The organism is Geothrix sp. PMB-07 (genome assembly GCF_030758935.1).
Classification (GTDB): Bacteria; Acidobacteriota; Holophagae; order Holophagales; family Holophagaceae; genus Geothrix.
The window spans coordinates 3032535-3057942 of sequence record NZ_CP132333.1 but is presented as its reverse complement, the minus strand read 5'-3'; the positions used below and the strand labels follow the sequence as shown (position 1 = coordinate 3057942).

General features: G+C 66.8%; 22 protein-coding genes. 7 read left to right on the top strand and 15 right to left on the bottom strand.

Annotation, left to right across the window (positions count from 1 at the left end; translation table 11 throughout):
- Window positions 1-28 precede the first annotated feature (28 nt).
- A complete protein-coding gene (locus Q9293_RS13445; protein WP_306247338.1) occupies window positions 29-724 on the top strand; it encodes a YdcF family protein in 696 nt (231 codons plus the stop codon).
- Here Q9293_RS13445 and Q9293_RS13440 read toward each other — a convergent pair.
- A complete protein-coding gene (locus tag Q9293_RS13440) occupies window positions 721-1080 on the bottom strand; it encodes a YciI family protein (RefSeq protein ID WP_306247336.1) in 360 nt (119 codons plus the stop codon). The genes Q9293_RS13445 and Q9293_RS13440 overlap by 4 nt on opposite strands.
- An 81-nt stretch (window positions 1081-1161) precedes the next feature.
- Between Q9293_RS13440 and Q9293_RS13435 the strand changes: the two genes are divergently transcribed.
- The 3 genes from Q9293_RS13435 (at window position 1162) to rsmI (ending at window position 3611) form a co-directional block, all read left to right on the top strand.
- Entirely contained in the window at window positions 1162-1518 is a 357-nt protein-coding gene (locus tag Q9293_RS13435) for a helix-turn-helix domain-containing protein (RefSeq protein ID WP_306247334.1), read from the top strand.
- Window positions 1519-1602: 84 nt separating this feature from the next.
- Window positions 1603-2706: a hypothetical protein gene (locus Q9293_RS13430; protein ID WP_306247332.1), complete on the top strand. Its 1104-nt coding sequence runs from the start codon at window positions 1603-1605 to the stop codon at window positions 2704-2706.
- A 53-nt stretch (window positions 2707-2759) separates the two neighbouring features.
- Window positions 2760-3611: a 16S rRNA (cytidine(1402)-2'-O)-methyltransferase gene (rsmI, locus tag Q9293_RS13425; protein WP_306247330.1), complete on the top strand. Its 852-nt coding sequence runs from the start codon at window positions 2760-2762 to the stop codon at window positions 3609-3611.
- A 12-nt stretch (window positions 3612-3623) separates the two neighbouring features.
- On the opposite strand, the gene Q9293_RS13420 is transcribed toward rsmI, so the two are convergent.
- From Q9293_RS13420 to Q9293_RS13365, 12 genes are all read right to left on the bottom strand, one after another.
- Window positions 3624-6119, bottom strand: coding sequence for a hypothetical protein (locus Q9293_RS13420; protein WP_306247328.1), 2496 nt, complete (start codon window positions 6117-6119; stop codon window positions 3624-3626).
- Window positions 6120-6288: 169 nt separating this feature from the next.
- Window positions 6289-6714 carry a nuclear transport factor 2 family protein gene (locus tag Q9293_RS13415; RefSeq protein ID WP_306247325.1) on the bottom strand — a complete coding sequence of 142 codons (426 nt, stop codon included), beginning with the start codon at window positions 6712-6714 and terminating at the stop codon, window positions 6289-6291.
- Window positions 6715-6723: 9 nt separating this feature from the next.
- Complete coding sequence (gene nuoE / locus Q9293_RS13410; protein ID WP_306247323.1) at window positions 6724-7290, bottom strand: NADH-quinone oxidoreductase subunit NuoE; 567 nt, start codon at window positions 7288-7290, stop codon at window positions 6724-6726.
- A complete protein-coding gene (locus Q9293_RS13405; RefSeq protein ID WP_306247318.1) occupies window positions 7287-9050 on the bottom strand; it encodes an NADH-dependent [FeFe] hydrogenase, group A6 in 1764 nt (587 codons plus the stop codon). Before Q9293_RS13405 ends, nuoE begins: the two co-directional genes overlap by 4 nt.
- A 9-nt stretch (window positions 9051-9059) precedes the next feature.
- Window positions 9060-11240 (bottom strand): NADH-ubiquinone oxidoreductase-F iron-sulfur binding region domain-containing protein, encoded by a 2181-nt coding sequence (locus Q9293_RS13400; protein ID WP_306247316.1) that lies wholly within the window; start codon window positions 11238-11240, stop codon window positions 9060-9062.
- Window positions 11241-11381: 141 nt separating this feature from the next.
- Window positions 11382-12494 carry a [FeFe] hydrogenase H-cluster radical SAM maturase HydE gene (gene hydE / locus Q9293_RS13395; RefSeq protein ID WP_306247314.1) on the bottom strand — a complete coding sequence of 371 codons (1113 nt, stop codon included), beginning with the start codon at window positions 12492-12494 and terminating at the stop codon, window positions 11382-11384.
- On the bottom strand, window positions 12478-13695 hold the full coding sequence (hydF, locus tag Q9293_RS13390; RefSeq protein ID WP_372342215.1) for a [FeFe] hydrogenase H-cluster maturation GTPase HydF: 1218 nt from the start codon (window positions 13693-13695) through the stop codon (window positions 12478-12480). Before hydF ends, hydE begins: the two co-directional genes overlap by 17 nt.
- Before the next feature lies 1 nt (window position 13696).
- On the bottom strand, window positions 13697-15091 hold the full coding sequence (gene hydG / locus Q9293_RS13385) for a [FeFe] hydrogenase H-cluster radical SAM maturase HydG (RefSeq protein ID WP_306247310.1): 1395 nt from the start codon (window positions 15089-15091) through the stop codon (window positions 13697-13699).
- An 82-nt stretch (window positions 15092-15173) separates the two neighbouring features.
- The gene (locus tag Q9293_RS13380; protein ID WP_306247308.1) at window positions 15174-16055 is read right to left on the bottom strand and encodes a DMT family transporter; all 882 of its coding nucleotides are present in this window, start codon (window positions 16053-16055) and stop codon (window positions 15174-15176) included.
- Between the two features lie 47 nt (window positions 16056-16102).
- Window positions 16103-16891, bottom strand: a complete 789-nt coding sequence (locus tag Q9293_RS13375; RefSeq protein ID WP_306247306.1) for a cupin domain-containing protein — start codon at window positions 16889-16891, stop codon at window positions 16103-16105.
- Window positions 16888-17508: an RNA polymerase sigma factor gene (locus Q9293_RS13370; RefSeq protein WP_306247304.1), complete on the bottom strand. Its 621-nt coding sequence runs from the start codon at window positions 17506-17508 to the stop codon at window positions 16888-16890. Before Q9293_RS13370 ends, Q9293_RS13375 begins: the two co-directional genes overlap by 4 nt.
- Complete coding sequence (locus Q9293_RS13365; RefSeq protein WP_306247302.1) at window positions 17501-18760, bottom strand: cell wall metabolism sensor histidine kinase WalK; 1260 nt, start codon at window positions 18758-18760, stop codon at window positions 17501-17503. Before Q9293_RS13365 ends, Q9293_RS13370 begins: the two co-directional genes overlap by 8 nt.
- A 97-nt stretch (window positions 18761-18857) precedes the next feature.
- Between Q9293_RS13365 and Q9293_RS13360 the strand changes: the two genes are divergently transcribed.
- The 3 genes from Q9293_RS13360 (at window position 18858) to Q9293_RS13350 (ending at window position 23530) form a co-directional block, all read left to right on the top strand.
- Complete coding sequence (locus tag Q9293_RS13360; protein ID WP_306247300.1) at window positions 18858-20333, top strand: cell wall metabolism sensor histidine kinase WalK; 1476 nt, start codon at window positions 18858-18860, stop codon at window positions 20331-20333.
- 77 nt (window positions 20334-20410) lie between these two features.
- Entirely contained in the window at window positions 20411-21619 is a 1209-nt protein-coding gene (locus Q9293_RS13355) for a DegT/DnrJ/EryC1/StrS aminotransferase family protein (protein ID WP_306247298.1), read from the top strand.
- Between the two features lie 126 nt (window positions 21620-21745).
- Window positions 21746-23530, top strand: a complete 1785-nt coding sequence (locus Q9293_RS13350; RefSeq protein ID WP_306247296.1) for a response regulator — start codon at window positions 21746-21748, stop codon at window positions 23528-23530.
- On the opposite strand, the gene Q9293_RS13345 is transcribed toward Q9293_RS13350, so the two are convergent.
- Window positions 23508-25004, bottom strand: coding sequence for an HAD-IG family 5'-nucleotidase (locus tag Q9293_RS13345; RefSeq protein ID WP_306247294.1), 1497 nt, complete (start codon window positions 25002-25004; stop codon window positions 23508-23510). The genes Q9293_RS13350 and Q9293_RS13345 overlap by 23 nt on opposite strands.
- A 62-nt stretch (window positions 25005-25066) precedes the next feature.
- A complete protein-coding gene (locus tag Q9293_RS13340; RefSeq protein ID WP_306247292.1) occupies window positions 25067-25396 on the bottom strand; it encodes a darcynin family protein in 330 nt (109 codons plus the stop codon).
- Window positions 25397-25408: the final 12 nt, after the last annotated feature.

Here is a 25408-nt window from a genome sequence, read left to right as displayed (position 1 = left end):
AGCGGTCCGACTCCTAGTCTTCCGGCACATGTCGAAGCCCTTCCACGCCCCGCCCCATGCCAGCTTCCTGCAGAAGCTGGGACCGGGCGGGGCGGCTTCGTTGGGGCTGGCGCTGCTCAGCTGCTTCGGTTTGGTGGGTCTGCCCTGGGCTTACCGGTTGGCCCAGGTGCTTCGAGGCGCCTCTGGAGATGAGGCTGCTCCCGCGGACGCCATCCTGGTGCTGGGGAGACGGCTGGAGGCCGACCAGCCCACGCGGGTGTTCCTGGCCCGCCTGGCCCACGCAGAGCGGCTGTGGCGCTCGGGCCTGGCCCCCCGGATCTTCGTGGCGGGCGGCGCCACGGGAGCCTCGGTTCGCAGCGAAGCAGAAGCTGGCCGCGACTGGCTGGTGGCCCGGGGGGTTCCGCTGGAGGCCATCCTTTTGGAGGGACGAAGCCAGCACACCCTGGAGAACCTGTTCAATGTCCGGGCCGAGATGCGTGACGCGGGCTGGTCGACGCTCTTGATGGTTTCCGATTCCCTGCACTTGGCCCGGGCCCAGGCCACGGCCCAGGGGCTGGGTTTGGCGGTGCGCTGCAGCCCGGCCCTGGAAGCGCCGCCGGCGCGCGGGTCTGCAGGCTGGTGGCGCCGCGCGGCCTCCGAGGCCTTCCTGCTGCACTGGTACCACACCGGCATGCTCTACAGTCGGCTCATCCGCAGCCAGCGGCAATTGGAGCGGGTGACTTAGGGGCGCTCCAGCAGCGGTCGGATTTCCACGGCGCCCCGCTCGGCGGCAGGGCAGCGCGCTGCCCACTGGAGCGCTTCTTCCTGACTGCCCACTTCCAGGACGAAATAGCCTCCGATCTGATCGGGGGTATCCGTGTAGGCGTGGGCGGTCACCTGGCGCTTCGATTCGGAGCCGCGCACCGTCGAGGCGGTTTCTGGGCCTTGCAGCCCGTGCATCTCGAGGCAGACACCGGCCTCCTTGAGGGCCTGGCCGTATTGCTGCCAACCGGCCCAGTAGCGGCTGCGGAGATCGGCGTCTTCAGCGCCCCGGGCCCGGAAATCCGCCTGCGATTCGTAGGCGATGAGCAGAACCTTCATGGTGTTCTCCTGTGGTTGAGTGGGGGTGGACGGTTAAGATAGAATTGTGAATAGCAAATGGCAAGTCACATGGGGCGAACCGTGAAAACCAAACCGCGAACCCGCTGTCCCATCGCCCACGCCCTCGACCTGTTCGGCGACCGCTGGAGCCTGGTCCTCGTCCGCGACATGCTCATGGGCAAGCAGCGCTTTGGTGATTTCCTGGCCTCGTCCGAGGGCATCACTGCCAGCGTCCTCACGGACCGGCTCACGGATCTGGAGGAAGCGGGTCTTGTCGAAAAAGCCCCCTACCAGACGAACCCGGTGCGCTTCGAGTACAGCTTGACGCCCCGGGGGCGGGATCTGCTGCCAGTGCTGCAGGCGCTGTGCGGCTGGGGGAACCGGCACTTTCCGGAGGTGGGGAAAGCCCCCATCCGGTTCATGCGGATGAGGCCCTGAGGCATCGGGAGCGGCCTGCGCTTCTCGGCCGCTCCACCTTCATCCTGGTGGTCGATTCGGCCGAAAGAGGGGCAGGGGGATGGTGTGCCTGATCAACGGCTGCTCAAGCGCTACGCGAGGCGTCTCCGGCCGGCCGCCTCCCTGGAAGCCCTGGTCCACGCCATCCATGCGCTGCTGCATGCCGGAAGCACCGGCGATCCCTTCTTTCTGGCCCGCAGCCTCGAATTGATGGTGAAGCACCTGGGCGCCTCCCTGGCCACCCTGGTGATGGTTTCCGGGACCTCCGTGGAAACCCGCTGGTGGTTCCCTGAAGCGGAGGATGAGGCTCCACCCGCGCCCATCCCCTCCTTCTGCGAGTGGCTGCTGGAGCACCCCGAGCGCACCCTGGTGGTCCGGGACATGGCGTCAGGCCCCCATGTGCCCTTTCTCGTCGATCCCGCCTCCGTTCCCTACGGCGCCGCCCTGGGATGCGCCCTGCGTCAGGGAGATGGTGTGCGCTCCCTGGTGTTCGCCTTCTTCGAGCAACCCAGGGCCTTCTCACGCGCGGATTTCGCGTTGCTCGAGGCTGTGGCCGGGTTCATGGGGCGCATCCTGGAAATCGAAGATCTGAAACAATCGCTCAACCGCCTGGAAGACGCCCTGGCCATCACCCAAGCGGTTATGGAGGACAGTTCCACCCGGGATCCCGAGACGGATCTCCCCAACCGCCGCTACCTCGACATCTGGGAGAAGGCCATGCTCAGTTCGGAGCACCGGCCGGACAGCCTCGTGGTGGCCGAGTGCCACCTGGTGGCCAAGGGACGCAAGGATGCGGCCCGCATCCGCAAGGCCGCCGAAGGCATTCGGGCCGGGGATCTCATGGTGCGGGTTGCGCCGGGGCGGATCCAAATCATCTTCCAGCACACGCCCCGCAGCATCGCCCACATCCTGCTGCTGCGCCTGCGCATGCAGATGGAGGGGGCCCCCATGGGCGCCACCCTGTGGGTGCCGGGGCGCGAGGGGCTGGGCCTGGAATCCTGCCAGCCCCGGCTGGACGCGGCCCTGGCGGAAAGCCGTGCCATGGAGCAGCCGGGCCTGGTGTGGCACCTGCCGGAAGGGGTGGCCCCGGAACCGCCGCCACAGCGACCCAGCAGTCCCCGTACCCCGGCGCCGCAGCGCTGGGAGCCGCTGATGCTGAGGAAGGTCTGAGTCTCGTGCGCTGAATGCCGCGTTCGACCAAGGGCTGCCAGACTGGGGGGATCATGACTGGCCATCTCATTCTCGTCCCCACCCCCATCGGCAATTTAGGCGACCTCACGGATCGCGCGAAGGAGGCCCTCGCCGCGGCCGATCTGGTGGCCTGCGAGGACACCCGCCGCACCGGCGGGCTGCTCAAGCACCTGGGCATCGACAAGCCCCTGCTGCGCTTCGATGACCACGCCAGCGCCGCCGCCTTCGAGCGCCTGGGACTGGAGCTGCTGTCGGGGCGCACCGTGGCCTACTGCAGCGATGCGGGCATGCCGGGCATCAACGATCCCGGGTTCGAGATCGCCCGGGCGGCCCGCGCCGCGGGCGCCAAGGTGACCGTGCTGCCCGGCGCTTCGGCGGTGCTGCTGGCCGTGGTGGCTTCGGGCCTGCCCAGCCATGCCTTCAGCTTCTGGGGCTACCTGCCCAACCGCAGCGAACCACGGAAGACCATGCTGAAGAAGCTGGGTGCCGAGGAGGAAACGGTGGTGGTCTTCGAGACGCCTCATCGCATCCATGAAACCCTGTCGGATCTGGAAGATCTGCTGCCGGACCGCGAGATCGCTCTGGGGCGGGAGCTGACCAAACTGCATGAAACCTGGTACCGCGGCACGCCCGCCCAGGTGAAGGTGCAGCTGGGCCGCGAGGATCGCGGTGAAATGGTGCTGGTGCTGGCCGGGGCCAGCGCCAAGCGGATCGTCACGGAAGTGGAGGCGGACTTCGACGGCTTCGAGCTTCCGGACTGGGCCAAGGCCTTCCTGCTGGCCGCCCGCGAAGGGGGCATGACTCAGCGGGAGGCGGTGAAACCCCTGGCCAAGCACCTGGGGGTTTCCGCCTCCGAGATCTACCGGCTGGCCTCAGAAATCTGAGACCAGTGGCGATCACGGTGTGGGAACAGGTTGGGGCTGCGGGAACAGGAAGTCGTAGTTGGCGCCCGCGGGCTGGCGGTAGTACTTCTCCAGGTAGAGGCGGACGGCTTCCTCATAGCTGAGGTTGGGTTTCTCAGCCTGGCTCCAGGTCATTTGCACCTGGCGCACCCCGGCCGGAAGGACGAGCGCCCCCGAGGCAGGGGAAGTCGGCACCCCGTCAATGGTGGCGGAGGTGACCCTGGCGAACCAGGGCAGGTGAAGGACCAGGGATTCCGGACCGGCGCCGGGCTTCCAATGGTTGTCCAGGGTCAGCGTGGCGCCGTCCGCGCGGCAGTCCAGGGTGTAGGACACGCGGCCGAAAAAGGTGGGAGCTTCGCTGACCCGGACTTGCTGGCCGGGCTGCGCCCACTTGGGGGCCAGCACCGAGGCGAGGTGGACCTGTCGTCCTTCCTCGCGAACCAGCATGTTCCGGACCTGGGCCAGGTACCGGGCCGCGAACCACCCGTGGGGGGTGAAGTTGTCGCCTGGATCGCGGGTGGTCCAGGCGGGAATGCCGTATTCGAAACCGCTGTGGGTGCTTCCGGTGTGGGCCAGGATCGAATAGAGATCCTCCACGACCTTCCGCTGCTCGCCCAGGATGGTGTTGCCTTCGGTGACCGAGAAGATCTCGTAGTGGTGCAGGGTGCCTTCAGCGGCCTTCTTGCCCTCCCGCTTGCGCTGCTTGGCCACCCAGGCGTTGCCGCCGTAGGTGATGACGCCTTCCCGGTAGTTGAAGTCGCGGACCATGTCGAGGGTCTTGCGGACAAGGGGATCGTCCTTGGCGAGGGCCTCGAAGGGGTAGAGGCCGGCGCTGGCGTTGTCCCAGTCGCTTCCGTCGGTGGCCTTATCCATGCCCGGCGGGATGTAACCCTCGGACTGGGAGGCCAGTTCCCGGAGTTGCTTGAGGAAGTTGGCGGAGTAATCGTCATGGACCTTCTGCCACTTGGCCGCATCGTCAGCGCGGCCCATGGACTGCGCCATGGACACCGCGTATTTCAGTCCCAGCAGAGCCCAGAAGCTGTGTCCGGTGTAGTGGCCGTTGATGGCCTCGTTGTCATAGGGACCGGCCACGGGCCATAGTCCTCTGGGGTCCTTCGCGCACTTGGCGACGAAGGCCTCGATGTGTGGGCCGAGCAGCGGGTAGATCTGTTCGAGCAGGGCCTGGTCGTGCTGGGTCCGCAGGTGCGCGCCGAAGGCCCAGAGCACCTGTCCCCAGTAATCATCCTGGACAGAGAGGCGGGCCCCCGTCGGCTGGGGAGACCCCGGGGCGAAGAACGCCACGGGCTTGCCATCCCGCCAGACCAGGAATGAATCGAGCATCTGGCGGGCCATGAGGGGCATGCCCAGCATGTCGTAGGTGCGCACGAAATAGCTGGCGTCGCGAATCCAGAAATAGTTGTAGTGCAGCTTGTTGACCCGCTGGTAGACGTGGCCCTCCTCGGAGAGCTCGCTGGCGATCAGATCGTTGACGAGACTGGTTTTCAAGGTGTCCATGACCTTGGGATCGGCCACCATGAAGCGGTCCGCCTGGGCGATCTCCCGCTTCCAGTAGGCCAACGTGCGGGCCCGGTAATCGTCGTGGCTAGCTTCCATGACCTCCCGCACGGCTCCGGCCTTGGCCAGCGACACGGGCACCGCGGGCATCTTGAATCGCCAGGTCCGAGTCCCTTTGGCTGGGAGCTCGAAGGTGTAGTCCACCGCCGCCCGCTGGATGGCCCCGTCGGACCGGTGGGGATGGGCGCCGACGGCGGGGCCGGAGAAGACCAGGTGCCCACCCAGCAGGCCTCGGCCCTCGGTCCATTCGGCCTTCTGGAGTCCGGCGGTGAAGGCTTCCTCATCCATGAACCGCTTGGTGTGCCATCGGGTGGAACGCTGGGCCTCCAGCGCCTGCTTGAGGTTCTGGCGATAGGCTCGCGCCCAGCCATAGAAGGGATCCACCGAGATCTCCGGCGCGATGTCTCCGAACTGGGCGCGGATGACCCCCTTTTGGGCCTTAGGGCCGGGATTGCTGACGGTGCACGCGATGAAGGTGATGAGGTTGTTCTTGGGATCCAGGGAGACCGGTGTGGCGAAGGCCTCGAAGGCGTAATGCAGCCCATCGCGATCGAAGCTGAACTGGATCACCGGGAGATGCCCGTCCAGGAGCGTCTTGACCCGCTTGTTGACGGGCCGTGCCGAGCCAGGCGCGCCGACCAAGAAGGACAGCTGTCCGTAGGGGCTGACGAAGGCCCCATCGTGGGTCACGATGGTCGCCTTGGGCGCGTTCTTGAAACCCAGCTGATCCGTGGGGACCATGAAATAACAGAAGGGTTCGGACAACTCCTGCTGGATGGCTTTTCCGGCCTCATCCGTCACTTCCGGCGGAGCTTGGGGTTTTCCTCCAGTGGAGAGTGCGCGGGCGGTTTGCCCCGGAAGCGGCGAGCCTCCAAGGAGCGCTGCCAGGAGCAGGGAAGGGGTGAAGCGCTTCATGAACACTCCCGCTTGTGATGCGCAGCCACCCACGGCCAAGGGCATCAGCTAACAGGGTTATTCATTTGAAGAGCCTTGCCAAGTTTTATTACCATCCTATTTACAGCAATTGTATAAAACAAGATGCGTTTTGGAATCCGGGTCGGAGCTACCGGTTGGCCTCAGAAGTTTAGAACCCCTTGCCAGATGCTGCGGAACAGGCCTGGATGCGGTGCAGGGTCAACAGCCGCTCCGCGCTGTCGTTCCAGACTTCCATGCTGATGATGAGTCCGTCCCGGACTTCGAACCGGTCGATGTAGCGGTTGCCCTCGAAGGGCGTGCCGTCGGGCCATTCGCCGTAAAGGGTGCCGGTGTTGTAAACCACAGTGGTGTCTTGGCCCGGCGCCACGTCCGTGCGGGTTTGACGCTTCTTCACCCATCGGTACCGCTGGGCATTGAAGGAGGCGATGTCGGCCGCATGCTCGAAGGCACGCCCTCCCGTGAAGGTGATGGAAGCCCCTGGCGCGAGGAACGCCGAGGCCGCCACGGGGTCGGGAACCATGGTCGCGTCGAGGAACGCGCGGACGATCTGGGCGTCGCGAAGAGGGTTTTCCATGGCCCGCCTTCAGCGATCGGTGTGATCGGCCACGAGGTCTTCCGCAGCGCGGGCCAGGTAGCTCTCCAGCAGGTTAGGCACCTGGCTCGGGGTGAGCGGCCCATGCACCTCGTCGCCGATCATCACGACGGGGGCGAGGCCGCAGGTGCCGACGCAGCGGGTGCTCTCGAGGCTGAAGATGCCGTCCTTGCTGGTCTCGCCGAAGTGGATGCCCAGTTCTTCCATGAGCTTCTGGGCCACTTTCTCGGCGCCCTTCACGTAGCAGGCGGTGCCCAGGCAGACGTTGATGAGGTACCTGCCCCGGGGCTGCAGGCGGAAGTAGTGGTAGAAGGTGGCCACGCCCGTCACCTTGGCGAGGGGCACTTGCATGAGCTGGGCGACGGCCTCCAGATGGCCAGGGCCGAGGTGCCCGAAGTGCCCCTGCACCATGTGGAGCGTGGCGATGAGCATGCTCTCGCTGTGCTCCTTGGTGCGGTTGGCATCGATGAAGGCGAGGACATCCTCGGGCAGCATGGCGCGGTAGCTGCGCTCGAGTTCTTCCCAGTTGTCGGTGTGGCAGTGGCTGCAGTCGCTCATCGGATCCCCCGGGGCGTGCGGGCGGTGTAGTGCGTGTGGAGCAGCTCATGGGCCTTGTGGCCCAGGGGCTCGCCGAGGAAATCGGCGTAGAGCTTCTGGATATCGGGGTTGTCGTGGCTGCAGCGGATGGTCTTGGCCGCGTCGATGTCGTAGAGGGCCTTGGCGCGGGCGGCGCGCAGGCCGCGATCCAGGGTGTAGGTGCCCATGCGCGGGTACGGCTGGCCACCGCCGCAGATGCAGCCGCCCGGGCAGGCCATGATTTCGATGAGGTGGTAATCCTTCTCGCCGCGCTTCACGGCGTCCAGCAGGATCTTGCCGTTCTGGAGGCCATCGGCCACGGCCACGTTGATGGTCTTGCCAGCCAGGTGGATGGAGGCCTCGCGGATCTGGCCGTTGGCGCTGCGCACCATGGTGAGATCGAGGTTGCCCAGGTTCTGGCCCGTGAGTTTGAAGGCCGCCGTGCGCAGGGCCGCCTCCATCACGCCGCCCGTGGCGCCGAAGATGTCGGCGGCACCGCTGGAGGCGCCCAGCGGGTGGTCGAACTCGCTGTCGGGCAGCTTGAGGAAATCGATGCCGTAGGATTTGATCATCTGCGCCAGCTCGCGGGTGGTGATGACCGCATCCGTGGTGGGCAAGCCATCCACCACGTGTTCAGGCCGCGCAGCCTCGAATTTCTTGGCCACGCAGGGCATGACGGAGACGACGTAGATGTCCTTGGGGTCGATGCCCTTCTGCTGGGCGTAGTAGGTCTTGATGAGCGTCGACTGCATCTGCATCGGGCTCTTGCAGCTCGACATGTGGGGGATGAGTTCTGGATAGAACTTCTCCAGGAAACTCACCCAGCCGGGGCTGCAGGAGGTCAGCAGGGGCAGGGGGCCGCCATTCTCCAGGCGGTGCAACAGCTCGTGGGCCTCTTCCATGATGGTGAGGTCGGCGCTGAAGTTCACATCGAAGATGGCGTCGAAGCCCATGCGGCGCAGGGCCGTGACCATCTTGCCGGTGACCGGCGTGCCCACAGGCAGGCCGAAGGCCTCGCCCAGGGCCGCGCGGATGGCTGGGGCGGTGGTGACCACCACGTGCTTTTCACTGCGCCGGTAGCCCAGGGCCTTCCACACCTTCTCGGTGCCGTCCTTTTCGATGAAGGCGGCCGTGGGGCAGACGCTCACACACTGGCCGCACTGGATGCAGGTGCTCTCATCCATGGGGGCCAGGTTGGCCGGGCCCACCACCGTGTGGAATCCGCGGCCGTGCTGGCTCAGGTTGAACACGCCCTGCACCTCGCCGCACACGCGGATGCAGCGGCCGCAAAGGATGCATTTCTCGGCGTTCCGCACCACGGAGGCGCTGGTGTTGTCGATGGGGAACTGCTTGCGCTTGCCCTCGAAGTGGCGCTCGCGCACCCCCATGCGGTACGAGAGGTTCTGCAGCTCACAGTTGCCGTCGCGGTCGCAGGTCTGGCAATCCTTCGGGTGGTTGTCCAGCAGCAGCTCCACGATGTCGCGGCGGGCCTGGCGGATCATGGGGCTGTTGGTCTGCACTTCCATGCCTTCCCAGGCCTTGGTGGCGCAGGAGGCCAGGCCATGGTCGAAGCCTTCCACCGCGACCACGCACACTCGGCAGTTGCCTTCCAGGCTGAGGTCCGGGTGGTAGCAGAGGCGGGGGATGTGGATGCCGATCTGCTCAGCGGCATCCATGACGGTGGTGCCCTCGGGCACCAGGATGGTTTCGCCGTCGATCTTGAGGCTGATCATCTGGGACATGGCAAGCTCCTACACCCGATCAATCGCAGCGAACTTGCAGACGTCGAAACAGTTCCCGCACTTGATGCACACGTCCTGGTTGATGACATGGGCCTCTTTGCGGGCGCCGCTGATGCACTCCACCGGGCAGTTGCGGCCGCAGATGGTGCAGCCGATGCACTTCTCCGCGTTGATCTCGTAGCGGATCAGGGCCACACACTTCTTCGCCGGACAGTGCTTGTCCTGGATGTGGGCCAGGAACTCCTCACGGAAGTGCTTGAGGCTGCTGAGCACCGGATTCGGTGCGGCGCGGCCCAGGCCGCAGAGGCTGGTGCGCTGGCAGAGCCGGGACAGGCGGTGCAGCTTGTCCAGGTCCTCCAGCTCGCCCTTGCCCTGGGTGATGCGCTCCAGGATCTCCAGGATGCGCGTGGTGCCCTCGCGGCAGGGCGTGCACTTGCCGCAGCTCTCCTCCTGGCTGAAGGCCATGTAGAACTTGGCGATGTCGACCATGCAGTCGTCCTCGCTGAGGACGATCATGCCGCCCGAGCCCATGATCGAGCCCGCCTTCTGCAGGGGCTCGAAGTCCACTTCCATGTCCTGCATGGAGGCGGGAATGAAGCCGCCCGCAGGGCCGCCGGTCTGGATGGCCTTGAGGGCCTTGCCGCCGGAGACGCCGCCGCCGATCTCGTTGACCACGCGGGAGAGCGTGGTGCCCAGGGGCACTTCCACCAGGCCCGTGTGCTTGACCTTGCCGGCCAGGGCGAAGACTTTGGTGCCGCCGCTCTTCTCGGTGCCGATGCGGGCATACCAGTCGCCACTGAAGCGCAGGATGGCCGAGATGTTGGCGAAGGTCTCCACGTTGTTGATGACGGTGGGATGGCCCCATAGACCGCGGTCGGTGGGGTAGGGGGGCCGCACCTTGGGCTGGCCACGCTCGCCCTCGATGGAGCGGATGAGGGCCGTCTCCTCGCCGCAGACAAAGGCCCCAGCACCCAGGCGGATCTCCAGGTCGAAGTCGAAGCCCGAGCCCATGATGTTGGTGCCCAGCAGGCCGTTCTGCCGGCAGATGTCGATGGCCAGCTGGATGCGCTTGATGGCCAGCGGGTATTCGGCCCGGATGTAGAAGAAGCCCTTCTGGGCGCCGATGGTGTGGCCACCGATGATCATGCCCTCGACGATGTTGAAGGGATCGCTCTCCAACATGGAGCGGTCCATGAACGCGCCGGGGTCGCCCTCGTCACCGTTGCAGATGATGTAGCGGGTGGTGTCCGCCTGTTTGCGGGCCAGGGCCCACTTGGCGCCCGTGGTGAAGCCGCCTCCGCCGCGGCCCCGCAGCCGGGCCTTGGTCAGCTCGGAGATGACCCAGTCCGGGCTCTGGCGGGTGAGCACCTCGGCGAGGGCCTTGAACCCGTCGAAGCCGACGTATTCCTCCAGGCTTTCGGGATCCACCACGCCCGCGTTGCGCAGGGCGATGCGGCTCTGGCGGTTGAAGAAGGCGACATCGCCATAGCGTTCCAGGAACTCCAGGGCGATGGGCTCCTGCTTGGCCTTCAGGCGCTCCACCACCTTGCCTTCGAGGATGTGGCTCTCGAGCAGGGCGGTCAGATCCTCCTCGGTCGCGATCTGGTAGAGCACCTTCTCGGGTCGGGCCAGGACGAACGCGGCAGGGACTCCCTCGGACAATCCGCAGGCGCCAAAACAGCTGGCGGCGGCCACGCGTACGCGGCTGGGCTCGATGCCACGGGTCTCCAGCAAGGCCTGGAAGCGCTCGCGTAGCCCGGCGCCAGGACCCTTGCAGCGGCTGCCTTCGCAGAACATGAACTCGCGTTCGGGTAGGGCCTCGCCGGTGTGGTCGAGGATGTGCTTCACCACCGGCGCCTGGCTCTGGATGTGCTCGGTGAAGATGCGGTGCACCAGGTCGCGGTTCACCCGTTCGTATTTCACAGGGATCTGGTCCGGCACCTGGATGCCCACGATGGGTTCCCGGGAGCAGCGCCCCGTGCAACCCGTGCGGTGAACGACGATGTCCTTGCGGCCCGAAGCGCGGATGTGCCGCGCGAACTCCTCGGCCACCACCTGGGATCCGGCGGCATGCTCGCAGGTGGCTGAACCCACCTGGATGAGGATCTTGTGGTCCAGGTCCTTGTCCGCCAGGGTGGTGGCGACACGATCCGCCAAGGACCTGTAGAAATCGGGCACGGAAAGAGACATGGGATCTCCTGGCTTCCGGTGGGATTTATTCGGGTAGCTGGGCGGGTTCGAGGGCGGGGCCGACGGGCGGTCTAGGGGGGTGGGTCACCGCCCGCCGGGTGCCTGCTTGCACTGGGAGTGTGCTTATTGGCGACCGAAAGGTCAGTGATGGAGGTCACTTGAAGCGGAGCTTTTGAGGTCCGTTTTCTGCCGCCCTCCAGGTCCTTTGCCCAGGCGCCTTCCCAGGGCCTGGATGCGCCCCTGCAGGCAGCCCTGACAGGCATTGGCGGTCTCATGGATGCAGGCCTTGCCAGGGTAGATCTCGTACCGGGCGCGGTACTCCACCGGAGTCACATTGGGCATGATCACGTTGGCCCCGCGCAGGAGCGCCAGTTCCCGCCCATGGGCACGGTCCAGCGTGGCCAGGGCCGTGGTGCTGGGGATGTTGGCGTCGGGACAGACCAGGCGTGTGAGGGCCACCACCTTGAGCGTGGTGAGCTCGTCGTTGGGCACCTGATTTTCAGGATCAGCGCGGAGCGCCGCAGCCTCAGGGCGGCCCAGGGGCGTGCGGGGGCTGGGGAGGAAGGGGCCCACGCCGACCATGTCCATGTCGAGATCGCGGAAGCGGAGAATGTCTGCGGCGAGGATGTCCCAGGTCTGGCCGGGGATGCCCACCATGACGCCGCTGCCGATCTCGTAACCCATGGCACGGAGGCGCTCAAGCTGCGCGAGCCGGTCACTGACAATGCCGGGCAGTCCGGGATGGATGCGGCGGTACAGATCGGGGTCGCTGGTCTCGAACCGCAGCAGGTAGCGGTCGGCGCCTGCCTCGCGCCAGGCGCGCAGATCGTCGTCGCAGCGTTCGCCCAGGGAGAGGGTCACGGCCAGGGGCGTGTGTTGCTTGATGACGCGCACGGCGCTGGCGATGTGTTCCCGGGTGAGGCCCGGATCCTCGCCCGCCTGGATGACCACGCTGCCATAGCCCAGGCGCCGCGCCTCCAGGGCGCAGGTGAGGATCTCGCCGACGTCCATGCGGTAGCGGTCCAGCCCTTCTGAATGTGCCCGCAGGCCACAGTAGAGGCAGTGCTGGATGCAGTGGCTGGAGGCTTCGATGAGGCCGCGCAGGTGCACGGCGTCGCCGACATGGGCGGCCCGCACCTGGTCGGCCTCGGCCCACAGTCGCTCCAGAGCGACGGGATCGGTCTCCTGCAACCAGGCGCGAAGGCCCGCCTGGTCGAGGCAAAGGCTGGTGTCGGTCTCAAGCGCGAAGGGCATGGAGGAACTCCTGGACTTCGGGGAAGGGGCGCAGGGCGCGGTCAAAGATGCCAAGGGAATACGCGATGGCCAGGCCGTAGTTGGTGATGGGCACACCGGCGGCATCGCAGCGGTGGATGCGGGCGAGCATTTCACGGCGGTTGCCCATGCAGTTGCCGCAATGCACCACCAGCTTGTAGGGGGAGAGATCCGCCGGGAAATCACGGCCCTGCACGGTGTCGAAGCGCAGCGGCTCCCCAACCTTCTGCGTCAGCCACCGGGGCAGCTTCACCCGGCCGATGTCCTCCTCGGTGGGGTGATGCGTGCAACCCTCGGCCACCAGTACCCGGTCACCGCCGCGCAGATCCTCGATGGCGAAGGTGCCGCGCACCTGGGCGGCGAGGCTGCCGTGGAAGCGGCTCATGAGGATGCTGAACGAGGTCATGGGCACCGAATCCGGCACGTCCCGCGCCACGGAGTGGAAGGCCTGGGAATCCGTCACCACCAGCGCCGGCAGGCCCTTCAGCGAGGACAGGGCCCGGGAGAGTTCACGCGCCTGCACCACCAGGGCCAGCCCCGCGCCATCCAGCACATCGCGCACGGCCATGACCTGGGGCAGGATCAGCCGACCCTTGGGCGCCGAAGCGTCGATGGGCATGACCAGCACCGCCACTTCTCCGGGTGGCACCAGATCGGACAGCAGGTGTCGGGTATCGAAGTGGTCCGCGGGAGCGGCCCGCAGCAGGGCCTCGCGGAGGGCGTCCACGCCGTGGCCATCCAGGGCGGACACGGCGACCACCTCGACGCTGTCCAGGCTGGGAAGGTCCGCCTCCGCATGCAGGTCGTGCTTGTTGAAGGCCACCACGGTGGGGATGTTCCGGGCTTTCAGGTCCGCCAGCAGGCTCTCCTCGAAAAGCCCCCAGGTACCGCGCTCGGCCACGAGGATGCCCAGGTCCACCCGGTCGAGAACGGCGCGGGAACGGCCCGAGCGGACTTCTCCCAGCAAACCTTCATCATCCAATCCGGCCGTATCCACGAAGAGCACGGGACCGAAGGGCAGCAGCTCCATGGGTTTTTCCACGGGATCCGTGGTGGTGCCCGCCTGGGCCGAGACGATGGAGACCTGTTGCCGCGTGAGGGCGTTGAGCAGGGAGGATTTCCCCACGTTGCGACGGCCGAAGAGGCCGATGTGGAGCCGCATGCTGCGGGAAGCGGGTTGCATCTCAGCAGAACACATCGCGGGCTCCTTCCTTCACCTGGGCCACCATGCGCTCCGACTGGGCGCGGATCCGGGGATCCAGCTGCGCCAGGTCCGCGGCGATGAGGCGCTCCGCCGCGAGGCGGGTCTCGGGGCTGGCGTGGTCCTCGACGAATTCCTGCAGGGTGGAGAGGGCGTTGGGGTGGCAGTGGGCCTTGATCTCGCCGGGTTTGGCCAGATCCATGAAATCCACGCCGGTGCGGCCCATGCGGTAGCAGCTGGTGCAGAAGCTGGGGATGAAGCCGGTCTCGGCCAGATCGCGCACCACTTCGTCGAGGCTGCGATGGTCGCCCAGGGAGAACTGGGCGCCGCCCTCGATATCTTCTTCATAGCCGCCGGGATTGGTGCGGCTGCCGGCGCTGATCTGGCTGATGCCCAGCTGCAAGGCGATGCTGCGCACTTCGGGCCGCTCCCGGGTGCTGAGGATGAGGCCTGTGTAGGGCACGGCTAGGCGCAGGATGGCGATGAGCTTCCAGAAATCCTCGTCTTTCACGGCGTGAGGCGGGTGTTCGCTGGTTTCGGAACCCTCCGCGGGTTCGATGCGGGGCACGCTGATGGTGTGGGGGCCGCAGCCGAAGCGATCCTCCAAGTGGCGGGCGTGGTGCAGGGTGGCCAGCAGCTCGAAGCGCCAGTCGTAGAGGCCGAAGAGGGCGCCGATGCCCACATCGTCGATGCCCGCCTGCATCGCGCGGTCCATGCAGCCCAGCCGCCAGTCGAAGTCCGCCTTGACGCCGCGCTGGTGCATCTGGGCATAGGTCTCGCGGTGGTAGGTCTCCTGGAAGAGCTGGTAGGTGCCGATCTCGGTGTCCTTCAGCCGCTTGAAGTCCGGCACATCCAGGGGGGCGATGTTGACGTTCACGCGGCGGATGTTCTCATCGCCGCGGCGCACGGAGTAGACCGTGCGGATGGCCGACAGGATGTAGTCGAGGCCCTCTTTCGGATACGCCTCGCCCGCCACGAGCACCAGCCGCTTGTGGCCCTGGGAGAGCAGGCAGTCCACCTCGGCGGCGATCTCGGCCTGGGTGAGTGCGCGGCGCTTCAGCTCGCGGTTGGAGGCGCGGAAGGCGCAGTAGAGGCATTCGTTGGCGCAGAGGTTCGACACGTAGAGCGGCGCGAACATCACGATGCGGTTGCCGTAGATCTGATCCTTCACCCAGCGGGCGGTATTGAAGATCTCCTGCAGCAGCGCCGGGTCCTGGGCGGCCATGAGGGGAGGCAGGTCCTGATCCGCCAGGCCCTTCATCTCCCGGGCCTTGGCCAGGATCTCCCGCACGCGGACCGGATCATCCTTCGGCGCCGCCGCCAGGGCCGAGTGGATGGAGGCCTCGTCCAGGGGGAAGGATTCTGAGGGTCCGCGCATGGAAAGAACCTCCGCGGGGGAGCCGCAGGCAAAACATAACCCCGAGGTAGTTTTTAAACCAGCCCCCGGTGCCGGACCTGCGTCACAACAGGGACGTGCGCCGATTAAGTGCCCTGGAACCCAGGCTGTACCAGCCGATGGTCCCTAGAATGACGAGGCCTCCTGCCAGAGCCCAGGCCGAGGGGCGCTCCCCGAGGCCCAGGAACACCCACAGGGGGTTCAGCACGGCCTCCAGGGTACCGGTCACCACGGCGGCCGTGGCGGTGAGGTGGCGCATGCCCGCATTGAAGAGCAGGAAGCCCAGGCCGATCTGGAAGACCCCGAGGTAGAGGAGGATGGCTGTCTGGGGCAGCGTGGGGTGCAGCCCCGGCAGGGCGAAGGGCGCGGTGAGGGCGGCCACCAGTAGGTTGCCCAGGATGATGGCGGCGATGGGATCTGCACCCGGGCGGCGCTCCCGCTGCACCTTCAGGCTCAAAGAGAAGAGGGCCAGACAGAGGCCCGTGGCCACACCCAGGAGGTTGCCCAGCAGGGTGCCCGCGCCCAGGCGGCCCACGAAGAAGAGGGTCATGGCGCCCAGGCAGAGGGCCACCGCCGTCAGATCGCGCCGCTGCACGGCCCGGCCCGTCACCCGGGGCTCCAGGAACACCAGGTAGATGGGCGCGGAGAACTGCAGGAAGATCGCGTTGGCGGCGGTGGTCAGCTTGGTGGCGGCCACGAAAAACACCAGTACCCCGGCGTAGCTGGCCGCGCAGGCCAGGGAGAGGGCATCGGGGCGGGGAAATGGGCTGCCGCCCCGCCGTTTCACGACGGCGGCGATGGTCAACGCGGCGATCAGGCTGCGGACGCAGCAGATCTGCAGGGCGCCCAGGGGCAGGAGCTTGATGAAGAGGCCGCTGGAGCTCCACAGCAGGGCCGCCAAGGCCACGAGGCCCACGCCCCGGGTGGTATCGCTGGAACGGCTCATCAGGCTATTGGAGCACAGCCCGTCTGAACCCGCTCCCTGGCCGAGGCCTACTGGAACAGGTTCAGCGCCCCGCGCCAGCCCAGGAACTTCACCGGCCGCTCCAGGGCCACCAGGGCCCAGCATTCACAGCCATCATCGGCGGTGGGACCGTGCAGATGGCCGCTGGCGTGGGTGATCCAATCGCCGGCCCTCAAGTGGGCCGGGCCATCCTGCAGGGCGCCGCAGAGCACCAGGGCGCATTCCAGCCCCTGATGGCTGTGCACGGGGCTGCGCTTGCCCCCGGGCAGGCAGGCCAGGTGAAGGGTGGCGCCGGTGGCGGCATCCTCCATGACGATGGCCACCTGGCCGCCGCCCAGGCCCCGCTTGATCCAGCGCCACTGGCTTTCGGGGGGGAGGTGGGGACGGAGGGCCGCCAGGGGGTCCCCGGTGATGGAAATGGCCTCGTGCTCACCATGGATGTCACGGCAGCTGGCGCAGCGCCCGAGGTGGAGGCGCAGCAGGAGCGCCAGCAGGGGATCGCCTCCGGGGGCCAGGGCCGCCCACAGCTCGGGCTCGGGGTGGTGTTGGGGGCCCGTGGGCACACGGCCTTCACGAAGCGCGGCCAGGGCCCCGGAAAGGGCATGCTCGGCCACCGGGATGGGTTCGTCCTCCCAGTGTTGCCAGGCTTGGCGGAGCAGGGCCGGGGTGCGGTCGAAGGTGTCGTGAAAGGTCTTGCAGGGCGGACATAGGGCCAGGTGGAGCTTCACGCCCAGCCAGTCGAAGGGGCCGAGGGCGCCCTCCTCGTAGGCCGTGAGGAGGCTCGTGACGCGTTCACAGGTGGGGAGGAGGATGGTCATCGACCCTCCTGGGCGGGGGCAAATTCGGGCAGCATGGCCCGCAGCGCGAGGCGGGCCCGGTGCACCCGCTGGCGCACCAGCTCGCGGGTGATGCCCAGGTGCCGGGCGATCTCCTCGGTGTTCCAGCCTTCGAGATCACGCAGGACGAAGACGGCGCGCTGGTCGTCGGACAGGCGGTCCAGGCCCGCCTGGACCCTGGCCTTCAGCTCCGCCTGCTCGACTCTCATGAGCGCCTCCGCGTCTTCGCTCCAATCAACGAGCGTGTCGACGTCCATGTGATGCCCTTCGTCACCGAAACGTGGCATCAGATCTTCGATGGCATCCTCCCGGCGGCGGACCCGCTTCCGTCGGGCCATGAGTGCCTGGTTGACGCAGATCCGGTAGGCCCAGGTGCTGAACTTGCTGGCCCCCTGGAAGCCCGGCAGCTCCCGGTGCAGCGTGAGCAGGGCGTCCTGGAGGGCATCCTGGCTTTCGGCCTCATTGCCCAGGATGCGCTCAATGACCCGGAACAGCATGCCGAGGTGGGGGCGCACCAGGGCCTCGAAGGCCTCCGCGTCCCCCTGGGCGGCGGCCTGGACCAGGCCCGCCTCCGGGCGGGCGCCGACCGGCTCAGGCATCTGCGGGCTCGTCCGCGGGCTCATCAGCCGGCCCCTCTTCTGGCTTGGGAATGCGCGGCAGGCGGATGGTGAAGGCCGAGCCCAGCCCTGCGCCCCGGCTGGAGGCCCGCACGTCGCCGTTGTGCCGGGTGACGATCTCCTTCACCAGGAACAGGCCCAGGCCGGTGCCTGTGACCTGGCGGGTCATTTCGTCGCCCACACGGAAGAAGCGGTGGAAGACCCGGGGCAGATCCTTGGAGGCCAGGCCGTGGCCCAGATCACTCACCACAATGAGGGCATCCTCCCCATCGCCGTCGAGGGTGACCGTGGTCTGGCGCGGCTCGGCGGCGTACTTGAAGGCGTTGGAGAGCAGGTTCTCCACCACCGTGCCCAGGGCCTTGGAATCGGCGTTCACCCAGAGGGGCTCCGAACCGAATTCCAGCTTGAGGCCCAGCTGGCCGGGGCCCAGGCGCTCATCCATGCCCTCGCAGACACCCCGCAGCCAAGGCTCCAGCTCCAGCGGCGCCAGGTGCAGCACCAGGCTGCCGGATTCGGCGCGCGCCACGTCCAGCAGGTTGCCCACCAGTTCCTGGAGGCGGTCCAGATCCTTCTCCATGAGGCCGCGGATCCGCAGCCGCTGTTCCTCGCCGAGGGAGCGCGTGAAGAGGGTTTCGGTCCACACCCGCAGGGATGCGATGGGCGTTTTCAGTTCGTGGGTCACTGCCGAGGTGAAATTGCGCTGGCGGAGCTTCAGATCCAGCTCCTCCTCCAGCTTCCGGTAGATGACGACAAACCCCAGCAGCACCGCCGCCACCATGAAGGCGCCCTCGGAGGCGGCACGGAACACCGAGTGCCAACGCTGATTCTGCAGTTCGATCAAGGGTTCGGGGCGCAGGGTGAGGAAGGCCCGGCCATCCAGGAGGGGCAGGTCCTGGGGGGTGACCGGGGCCAGCACCACGGCCACATGGGGGAAGCGGCGATGGATGGCGTCGCGCCGCTGGCGAAGGTCGGGCAGGGGGATGTAGCGGCCTTCGATGGCCCCGGAGCGGGAGGAGGGATCGGGGTTGGCGTGGATGAAAGCGAGGATGCTCAGACTGTCCATCTGCCAGGCCTCGGCCCGGCTGGCGGAGAGCGCCTCGGTGCGGGCCTCCAGGAGGCGCCGGGATTCGCGGATCTGCACGTTGATCCACCAGCCCACCTGCACGCACACCACCAGCGATACGGCCAGGAAGATGATGCGCTGGAGGGAGAAGGTGGGGGCGCGATTCGCCATGGTTCCATCTTGGGACAATCCTGGCCGGTTGGGTGTCCTGAGGTTGAAGCGACAGGCCCCTTGGCAGGTTTCTCTCCCGGGGCCATGCTGGAGGCACATGAACGCCGCCAATCCTCCATCTGGCCCCAAGCCACCCTCGCAGCCATCCCAGCCCAGTTCAGGGCCCAAGGTGAATCCGGCGGGCGTCCAGTCCTCCTCGGGGCCAAAGCAGGTGCCGGTCACGCCGCGCCCCCAAGGGTCGGAAATGCTGGCCGAGCTCCTGCAGACCCAGCGGCAACTTACCCAGACGATGCATGAGACGCGGGATCTGCGGGCCAAGCTGAGTCGGCGCTCCCACCAGATGCAGGTGCTCCAGCAGGTGTCGGAAATCCTGGCGGCCACCTCCAAGGGCGGCCAGGTGGTCAGCGTGGTGCTCGATGTGCTGGCTCAGGAATTCCACTGCCGCCGGGCCGTGGTCTGGACACTCGAAGACGGTGGAGTGGGCTACGTGCCCAAGGATGGCAACGGCCTGTCCCGGGCCGAATGGTCCGCCCTGCGCCTGCCGGCCCCCAACCCCTTCCCGGCCACGCCCCTGGTGCTTTTCCAAAGCCAATGGCTGGATTCCATCGGCGACGACGAGGCGCTGGGCGCCCTGCGCGGCACGGATGGCGCCCACCTCTTCTTCATTCCGTTTGAGCACCAGCTGCTGCTGCTTGGCTTCGCCATCCTGGCCATGCCTGGCGACCGGAAATGGGAAGAGGATGATCTCGATTCCATCACCATTCTGCAGCGGCAGGCAGCCGTCTCCCTCTACAACGCTTGGCTGTTCCGGGATCTCTCCGAGCAGCGCGACGCCCTCCAGCGCCAGGCCTTGGAACTGGAGCGGGTCAACGACGCCCTCCGCGAAGCGGATCAGCTGAAAAGCGAGTTCCTGGCCCTCACCAGCCACGAGCTGCGCACGCCGCTCACAGGCATCCTGGGCTTCACCCGCCTGGTCATGGATGGCCTCTACGACGATGCCGAAGAGATGCGCTCCATGCTGCAGGACAGCTACTCCTCGGGGCAGCACCTGCTGGGCCTCCTCAACGACATCCTGGATCTGGCCAAGATTGAATCCGGCAAGCTGGAAGTGCATCCAGAGCCCTTCTCCCTCGCGGTTCTCATCGACGAAGTGCGGCCCATCGCCGAGGCCTATCCCCGCAAGGCCGGGGTGGAGCTGATCTGGCCCGAGAACCTCGACATTCCCGACGTGATGGTGGACCCCAACCGGCTGAAGCAGGTCCTGCTGAACCTGCTGTCCAACGCCCTGAAGTTCACCAAGGAGGGCAGCGTCTCCATCCAGGTGGAGCGCCATCCCGGCGTCATCGCGCTGCTGGTGGTGGATACGGGCATCGGTGTGAGCCAAGAGGCCCAGGCCCGGCTCTTCCAGAAATTCGCCCAGGCGGAAGGCGGCCACAGCCGCGAGTACGGCGGCACCGGCCTTGGCCTGGTGATCTGCAAACACCTCATGGAAATGATGGGCGGCACCATCAGCCTGAGCAGCGAGGGGCTGGGCAAGGGCAGCACCCTGAGCATCACGGTGAGCATCGCCTAGCATTCATACCGTAGACCGCCGCTCTGTCTGACGGGGGCGGCTGTGGGACAATGGCAGCTTCCTTCGACGGAGTGCGCATGTCCTACCAACGCCGCCAGGAATTCCTCCCCTTCACCCGTCCCATGGTGGGCGAAGAGGAAATCGCGGAAATCATCGACACCATCCACAGCGGGTGGATCACCACGGGGCCCAAGTCGGCCAAGTTTGAAGAGCTTCTGAAGGCCTACAACGGGGTGCCCCACTGCCTGGCCATGAACAGCGCCACCACGGCCCAGGAAATCACCATGCAGGTGCTGAACCTGCAGCCGGGCGATGAAGTCATCACCACGTCGCTGACCTGGGTGAGCACCCTCAGCACCGTGGTGCTGCAGGGCGGTGTGCCCGTGCTGGTCGACATCGATCCCGTCACCATGAACCTCGATCCCGCCAAGATCGAGGCGGCCATCACGCCGCGCACCAAGGGCATCATCCCCGTGCACCTCACGGGCCTGCCCTGCGACATGGCCGCCATCTGGCAGATCGCCGAAAAGCACGGCCTCTGGGTGATCGAGGATGCCGCCCAGGCCATGGGCGCCCACCACCGCGGCACCAAGATCGGCGGCGATCCGCGCTCGATCATGACGGTCTACAGCTTCCACCCCAACAAGAACATGACCACCGGCGAAGGCGGCGCCATCGCCTTCTTCAACGATGAGTACGAAAGCCGCATCAAGCGCCTCCGTTTCCACGGCATCGACCGCGATGCCTGGAAGCGCTTCGCCAAGGAAGGCAGCCCCCACACCGAGGTCTTCGAGCCTGCCCGCAAGGCCAACTTCATGGATCTGCAAGCGGCCATGGGCCTGCACCAGATCGGCAAGCTGGATGGCTTCAACGCCCGGCGCGGCGTGCTCTTCCACCGCTACCTTGATTTGATGAAGGACATCGAGGAAGTCATGCTGCCCTGGCCCGGCGATGACAACCTGGGCCACTGCTTCCACCTCTTCGTGCTGCGCATCCACCCCGAGAAGCTGGGCCTGGACCGCGACGCCTTCGTGGCCGCCCTCAAGGAGGAGAACATCGGCACGGGCATTCACTACCGCCCGGCCCACGTGCATCCCTGGTACCGGGATTTCTACGCGGCCAACCCGCAGCACTTGCCCAAGGAGGGCCTGCCCCACAGCGAGTGGAGCGGCGAGCGGCTGCTGAGCCTGCCGCTTTGGCCCGGTCTCAGCGAGGCGGACCAGGACCAGGTGGTCGCGGCCATCCGGCAGGTGATCGCCCAGGCGAAAGTGGGGGTTCGAGGGTAGGTTACCTCGGCATTCACCCAGTTCGATTCAGCTGCCGATAAGCCATTTCGGGCGCGTTCTCCGGTGCTGAATCTGACGGTTATCCTCCTCTCGATCCTGCTGCAGATCACGGCGGCGGGTTTTGGAATGCGCATCAGCCGGACAGCCGGTCGGCCCCTGGCGTGGTTCCTGTTGGCCATGGCCTTGGTGCTGATGGCCGTCCGCCGCCTGTTCGTGCTGGTGGACCTGCTGGAGAAGGGCATCTCTGCCCCGATGCTGCCCAACGAGGTGCTGGGCCTGCTGATCTCTGCCCTCATGCTGTCTGGGGTGCTGCTCATCCAGGGCATTTTCCGCTCCAAGGAGGTGCAGGCTGCGCGCCTGGAGGAGGCTCGGGCCGAGGCCAGGGCGGAAGCGGACAAACTGGGCGCGGTGATGACGGCCACGCCCGTTCCCCTGTGGATCGCCGAGGGGCAGGACTGCCGCTTGATTCAGGGCAACCCGGCGGCCTGGGCCCTGTTGCGCATGCCGGAGCCTGACGATCAGGGCCCTTCGGCCCCCTTTATATGGCCTGCCCATGCGGCCTTGCAGCGGGCGGGGACGGAACTCCGGCGGGAGGATCACCCCATCCAGCGGGCGGCGATCCAGGGCGGTGAAGTGCGCGGCCAGGCCCTGGACCTGGTGTTCGAGGATGGTTCGCTCCGCCATGTGATGGCCTATGCCACACCCCTGCGGGATCGCAATGGGCGCGTCCATGGAGCCGTGTGCTGCCTGGTGGATGTCACCGAGATGCGCCACGCGGAAGAAGCCCTCGCCAAGTCCCAGAAAATGGAAAGCCTCGGCATGCTGGCCGGGGGGCTGGCCCACGATTTCAACAACATCTTCCAGATGATGGTGGCGAATCTGGAGATGGCCGCCGCCGCCGCCCCGGCGCATTCACGCACCCTGATGTATCTCCAGCGGCTGAAGGGCGGCCTCGACCGCGCCACGGGCCTGAGCCGGGACATCCTGCATTGCTCCGGCGGCGACCTCCGGCGCCCGGAACCCCGCGAACTGAGCGCCCTCGTCAGCGAATGCCTGGATCGCATCGGTGTGCCGGTGATCCGCGATCTCGCGAAGGACCTGCCCAAGGTGCTGGTGGATCCCGTGCTCCTGGGGCGGGTGGTGGAGGGGCTCCTTGCCAATGCTGAGGATGCCAGTGCCACGGCCGGTGGCATTCGGGTGCGGACCTATGTGCGCCACGTCGATGCCCAGGATCTGGCCCTGGGGCACTGGCCCGATCCCCTGGAACCGGGGCCCTACGTGGTGCTGGAAGTCTCCGACCAGGGGCACGGCATCGAGCCCAATACCCTGCCGAAGATCTTCGATCCCTTCTTCTCGACGCGGGATCTGGGCCGCGGCCTGGGCCTGGCGGCGGCCCTGGGCATCATCCGCGGCCACCGGGGCGGCATCCAGGTGGAGAGCATTCCGGGGGTGGGCAGCGTATTCCGCATCCACCTTCCTTGCCCGGAAGGGCAGGCCCCATCCTTGGTTCCAGCGGAGGAGCACCGCCTTGGCCGCAACCTCGTGCTGCTGGCCGATGACGAGGCGGATCTCTGCGAGGTGCTGGCCGAGATGCTGCGGGACTGGTTCGGCCTGGAGGTGGTGACGGCCCTGGATGGCCTGGAGGCGCTGGAGTTGTTCCGCCAGCGGCCCGAGGCCTTCGATCTGGTGATTCTCGACGCCACCATGCCCCGCATGGGCGGGGTCGAGGCCTTCCAGGCCATGCGCGCCCTCAGGCCCCACCTTCCCGGAATTCTCTCCAGCGGCTACGCGCTGCCCGTGTCGCGGGAGCAGGCCCTGGCCCAGGGCTTCGTGGATTTCCTCAAGAAGCCCTTCACGAGTGCCGAACTCGAGCCCCTCATCGACCGGGCTATGGGCGCGAAAGCGAAGTGAGAAGGCCGCCTGCCCGCTCGTGGGGCAGGGTGGGAATGGGCCCATAGACCGTCGCCAGCGGATCGTACATGTAGAGGTTCCCCACCTTGCCCGTGTAGGCGCAGGCGAACTGCTGCAGCTGGTCGGCGAAGCGGGTCAGTTCGTCGCGATCGCGGAACATGGGGCCCCAGGTGGGATTGAACGTCGCTTCCACGGCGGCGGAGAGGCCCTGGAGTTCGAGGCCCTGCACCTCGGCGCGGTGCCGGAGGGCCTCGGCGCTGGTGGCCAGCTGGGTCGCCTCATGATCCAGCGCCGCGGTGGCATCGGCACTGAGCCGCTGTCCCAGCACATGGCGGCGCACACGGTTGCGCTTCAGCTGATCCTGCAGCACCGAAGCCCGGCGCAGGGTGCGCCGCCGGGCGGTCTCGAGACGGAGCAGTTCCCGCAGATCGTCGGCCTTGGCCTCCAGGAGCTTTAGCTCCTGCTCCAGCTCCGGCACCAGCAACAGGGTGCGCCAGGAGGCGTTCTTCTTGGAGCGCAGTACGTCGCCGTAGATGTGATCGCCCACGTAGAGCACCTGTTCGCCCCGGGCGTCCAGCGCACCCTCCAGCCAGGCCGTGTGGCCGCCGATGAAGCAGCGGGGATGACCTTCCAGTGGCAGGGCCTCCGGGGCATCGAGGAAGAATCCGGGTTTGCGGCTGCTGACCACCACGAGATCGAAATAATCGGTCCAGGCTGGGTGGGCTTCGTCCTGGCCGTTGAGCAGGTGGCTGAGCACGCCATCCGTGAAGCTCCATTCGCTGTTGGTGAGCAGGAAGAGCTTCTTCCCCGCCCGCTTCAGGCGCCCCAGGGCAAGAGCCAGCTGGGGATCATGGGGAATGAAGAAATCCTTGTGCTGAAGGATCTCCGCCTTCATTTCGCCGTTGCGGTGGGCGGTGTCGATGGCCCAGCGCACGTCGTGAAACAGCTGAAGGTAGTTCTCGGCCTTCAACAGACCTCGGTCAAAGCCATCCACCATCTGGGCATACAGGTGGCTTTCGGGAATCTCGAACAGCGTGTCGATGCTGCGAAAACCCTTGGCCGCCGTGGACAGGCGGCGACGGCCGTACACCGTCTCCATATCGGCCCGGGTCATGGCCAGGCTGCCGTGGCCGGCCCGCACCACCTGGCGTTCCCGGTTGAGCTTCAGCAGGTTGCCCCTCAGGCCGTCCAGCACCAGACCGCGCACGGCGAAGGACGGGTTGTAGTCAATCTCCAGCAGCCAGGGCGAGTAGCCGCGCTCACGCACGAGCAGTCGTGCGGCCTTCTTGAAGGCCAGATCATCGATCTCCGGCGACCGGTAGCGGGCCAGGGTGTGGTCCATGTCGAAGCCCACGGCCCTGATGTCGCCCAGGGGCAAGGTGCGCAGGGCGTAGATCTTGTGGGCCGGAGCCAGCCGGTCCTCGGCTTCGGTCAGGGGCGGGGCGGCGAGGAAGGCGGGATCCCAGGCGTTCATGGCTGGAGTGTACCCCGGCCATGCCGTCAGCGATCCGTCATGGTCGGATTCACCCACCCCATTCAGACACCGGCCAAGGCTTTTTCGTATTCCTGAAAGCCATTCTCAAGGCAGGGAATGATGTGTCGCACCTCGAAGTAGGGCTCGGTGAGCAGGGCGGAATCCCGCAGGCCCTCCATGAAGAAGTGCAAGGCGCGGGCATCGGGCGGCTGAATCATCAGAATGTCGCTGCACACGGCGGAATAGGCCTCCGCATCGAAGAACCGCAGCGTCAGGCCGGGATGCTTGGGCACCAGACTGAGCAACTCCGACTCGAACAGCCGCTGGCGCTCGGCCCGGGAAAGCCGCAACCAGGCGGGCAGGGCGTTGACGAGGAGGAAACAGGTGTTCATGGCTGGGCTCCC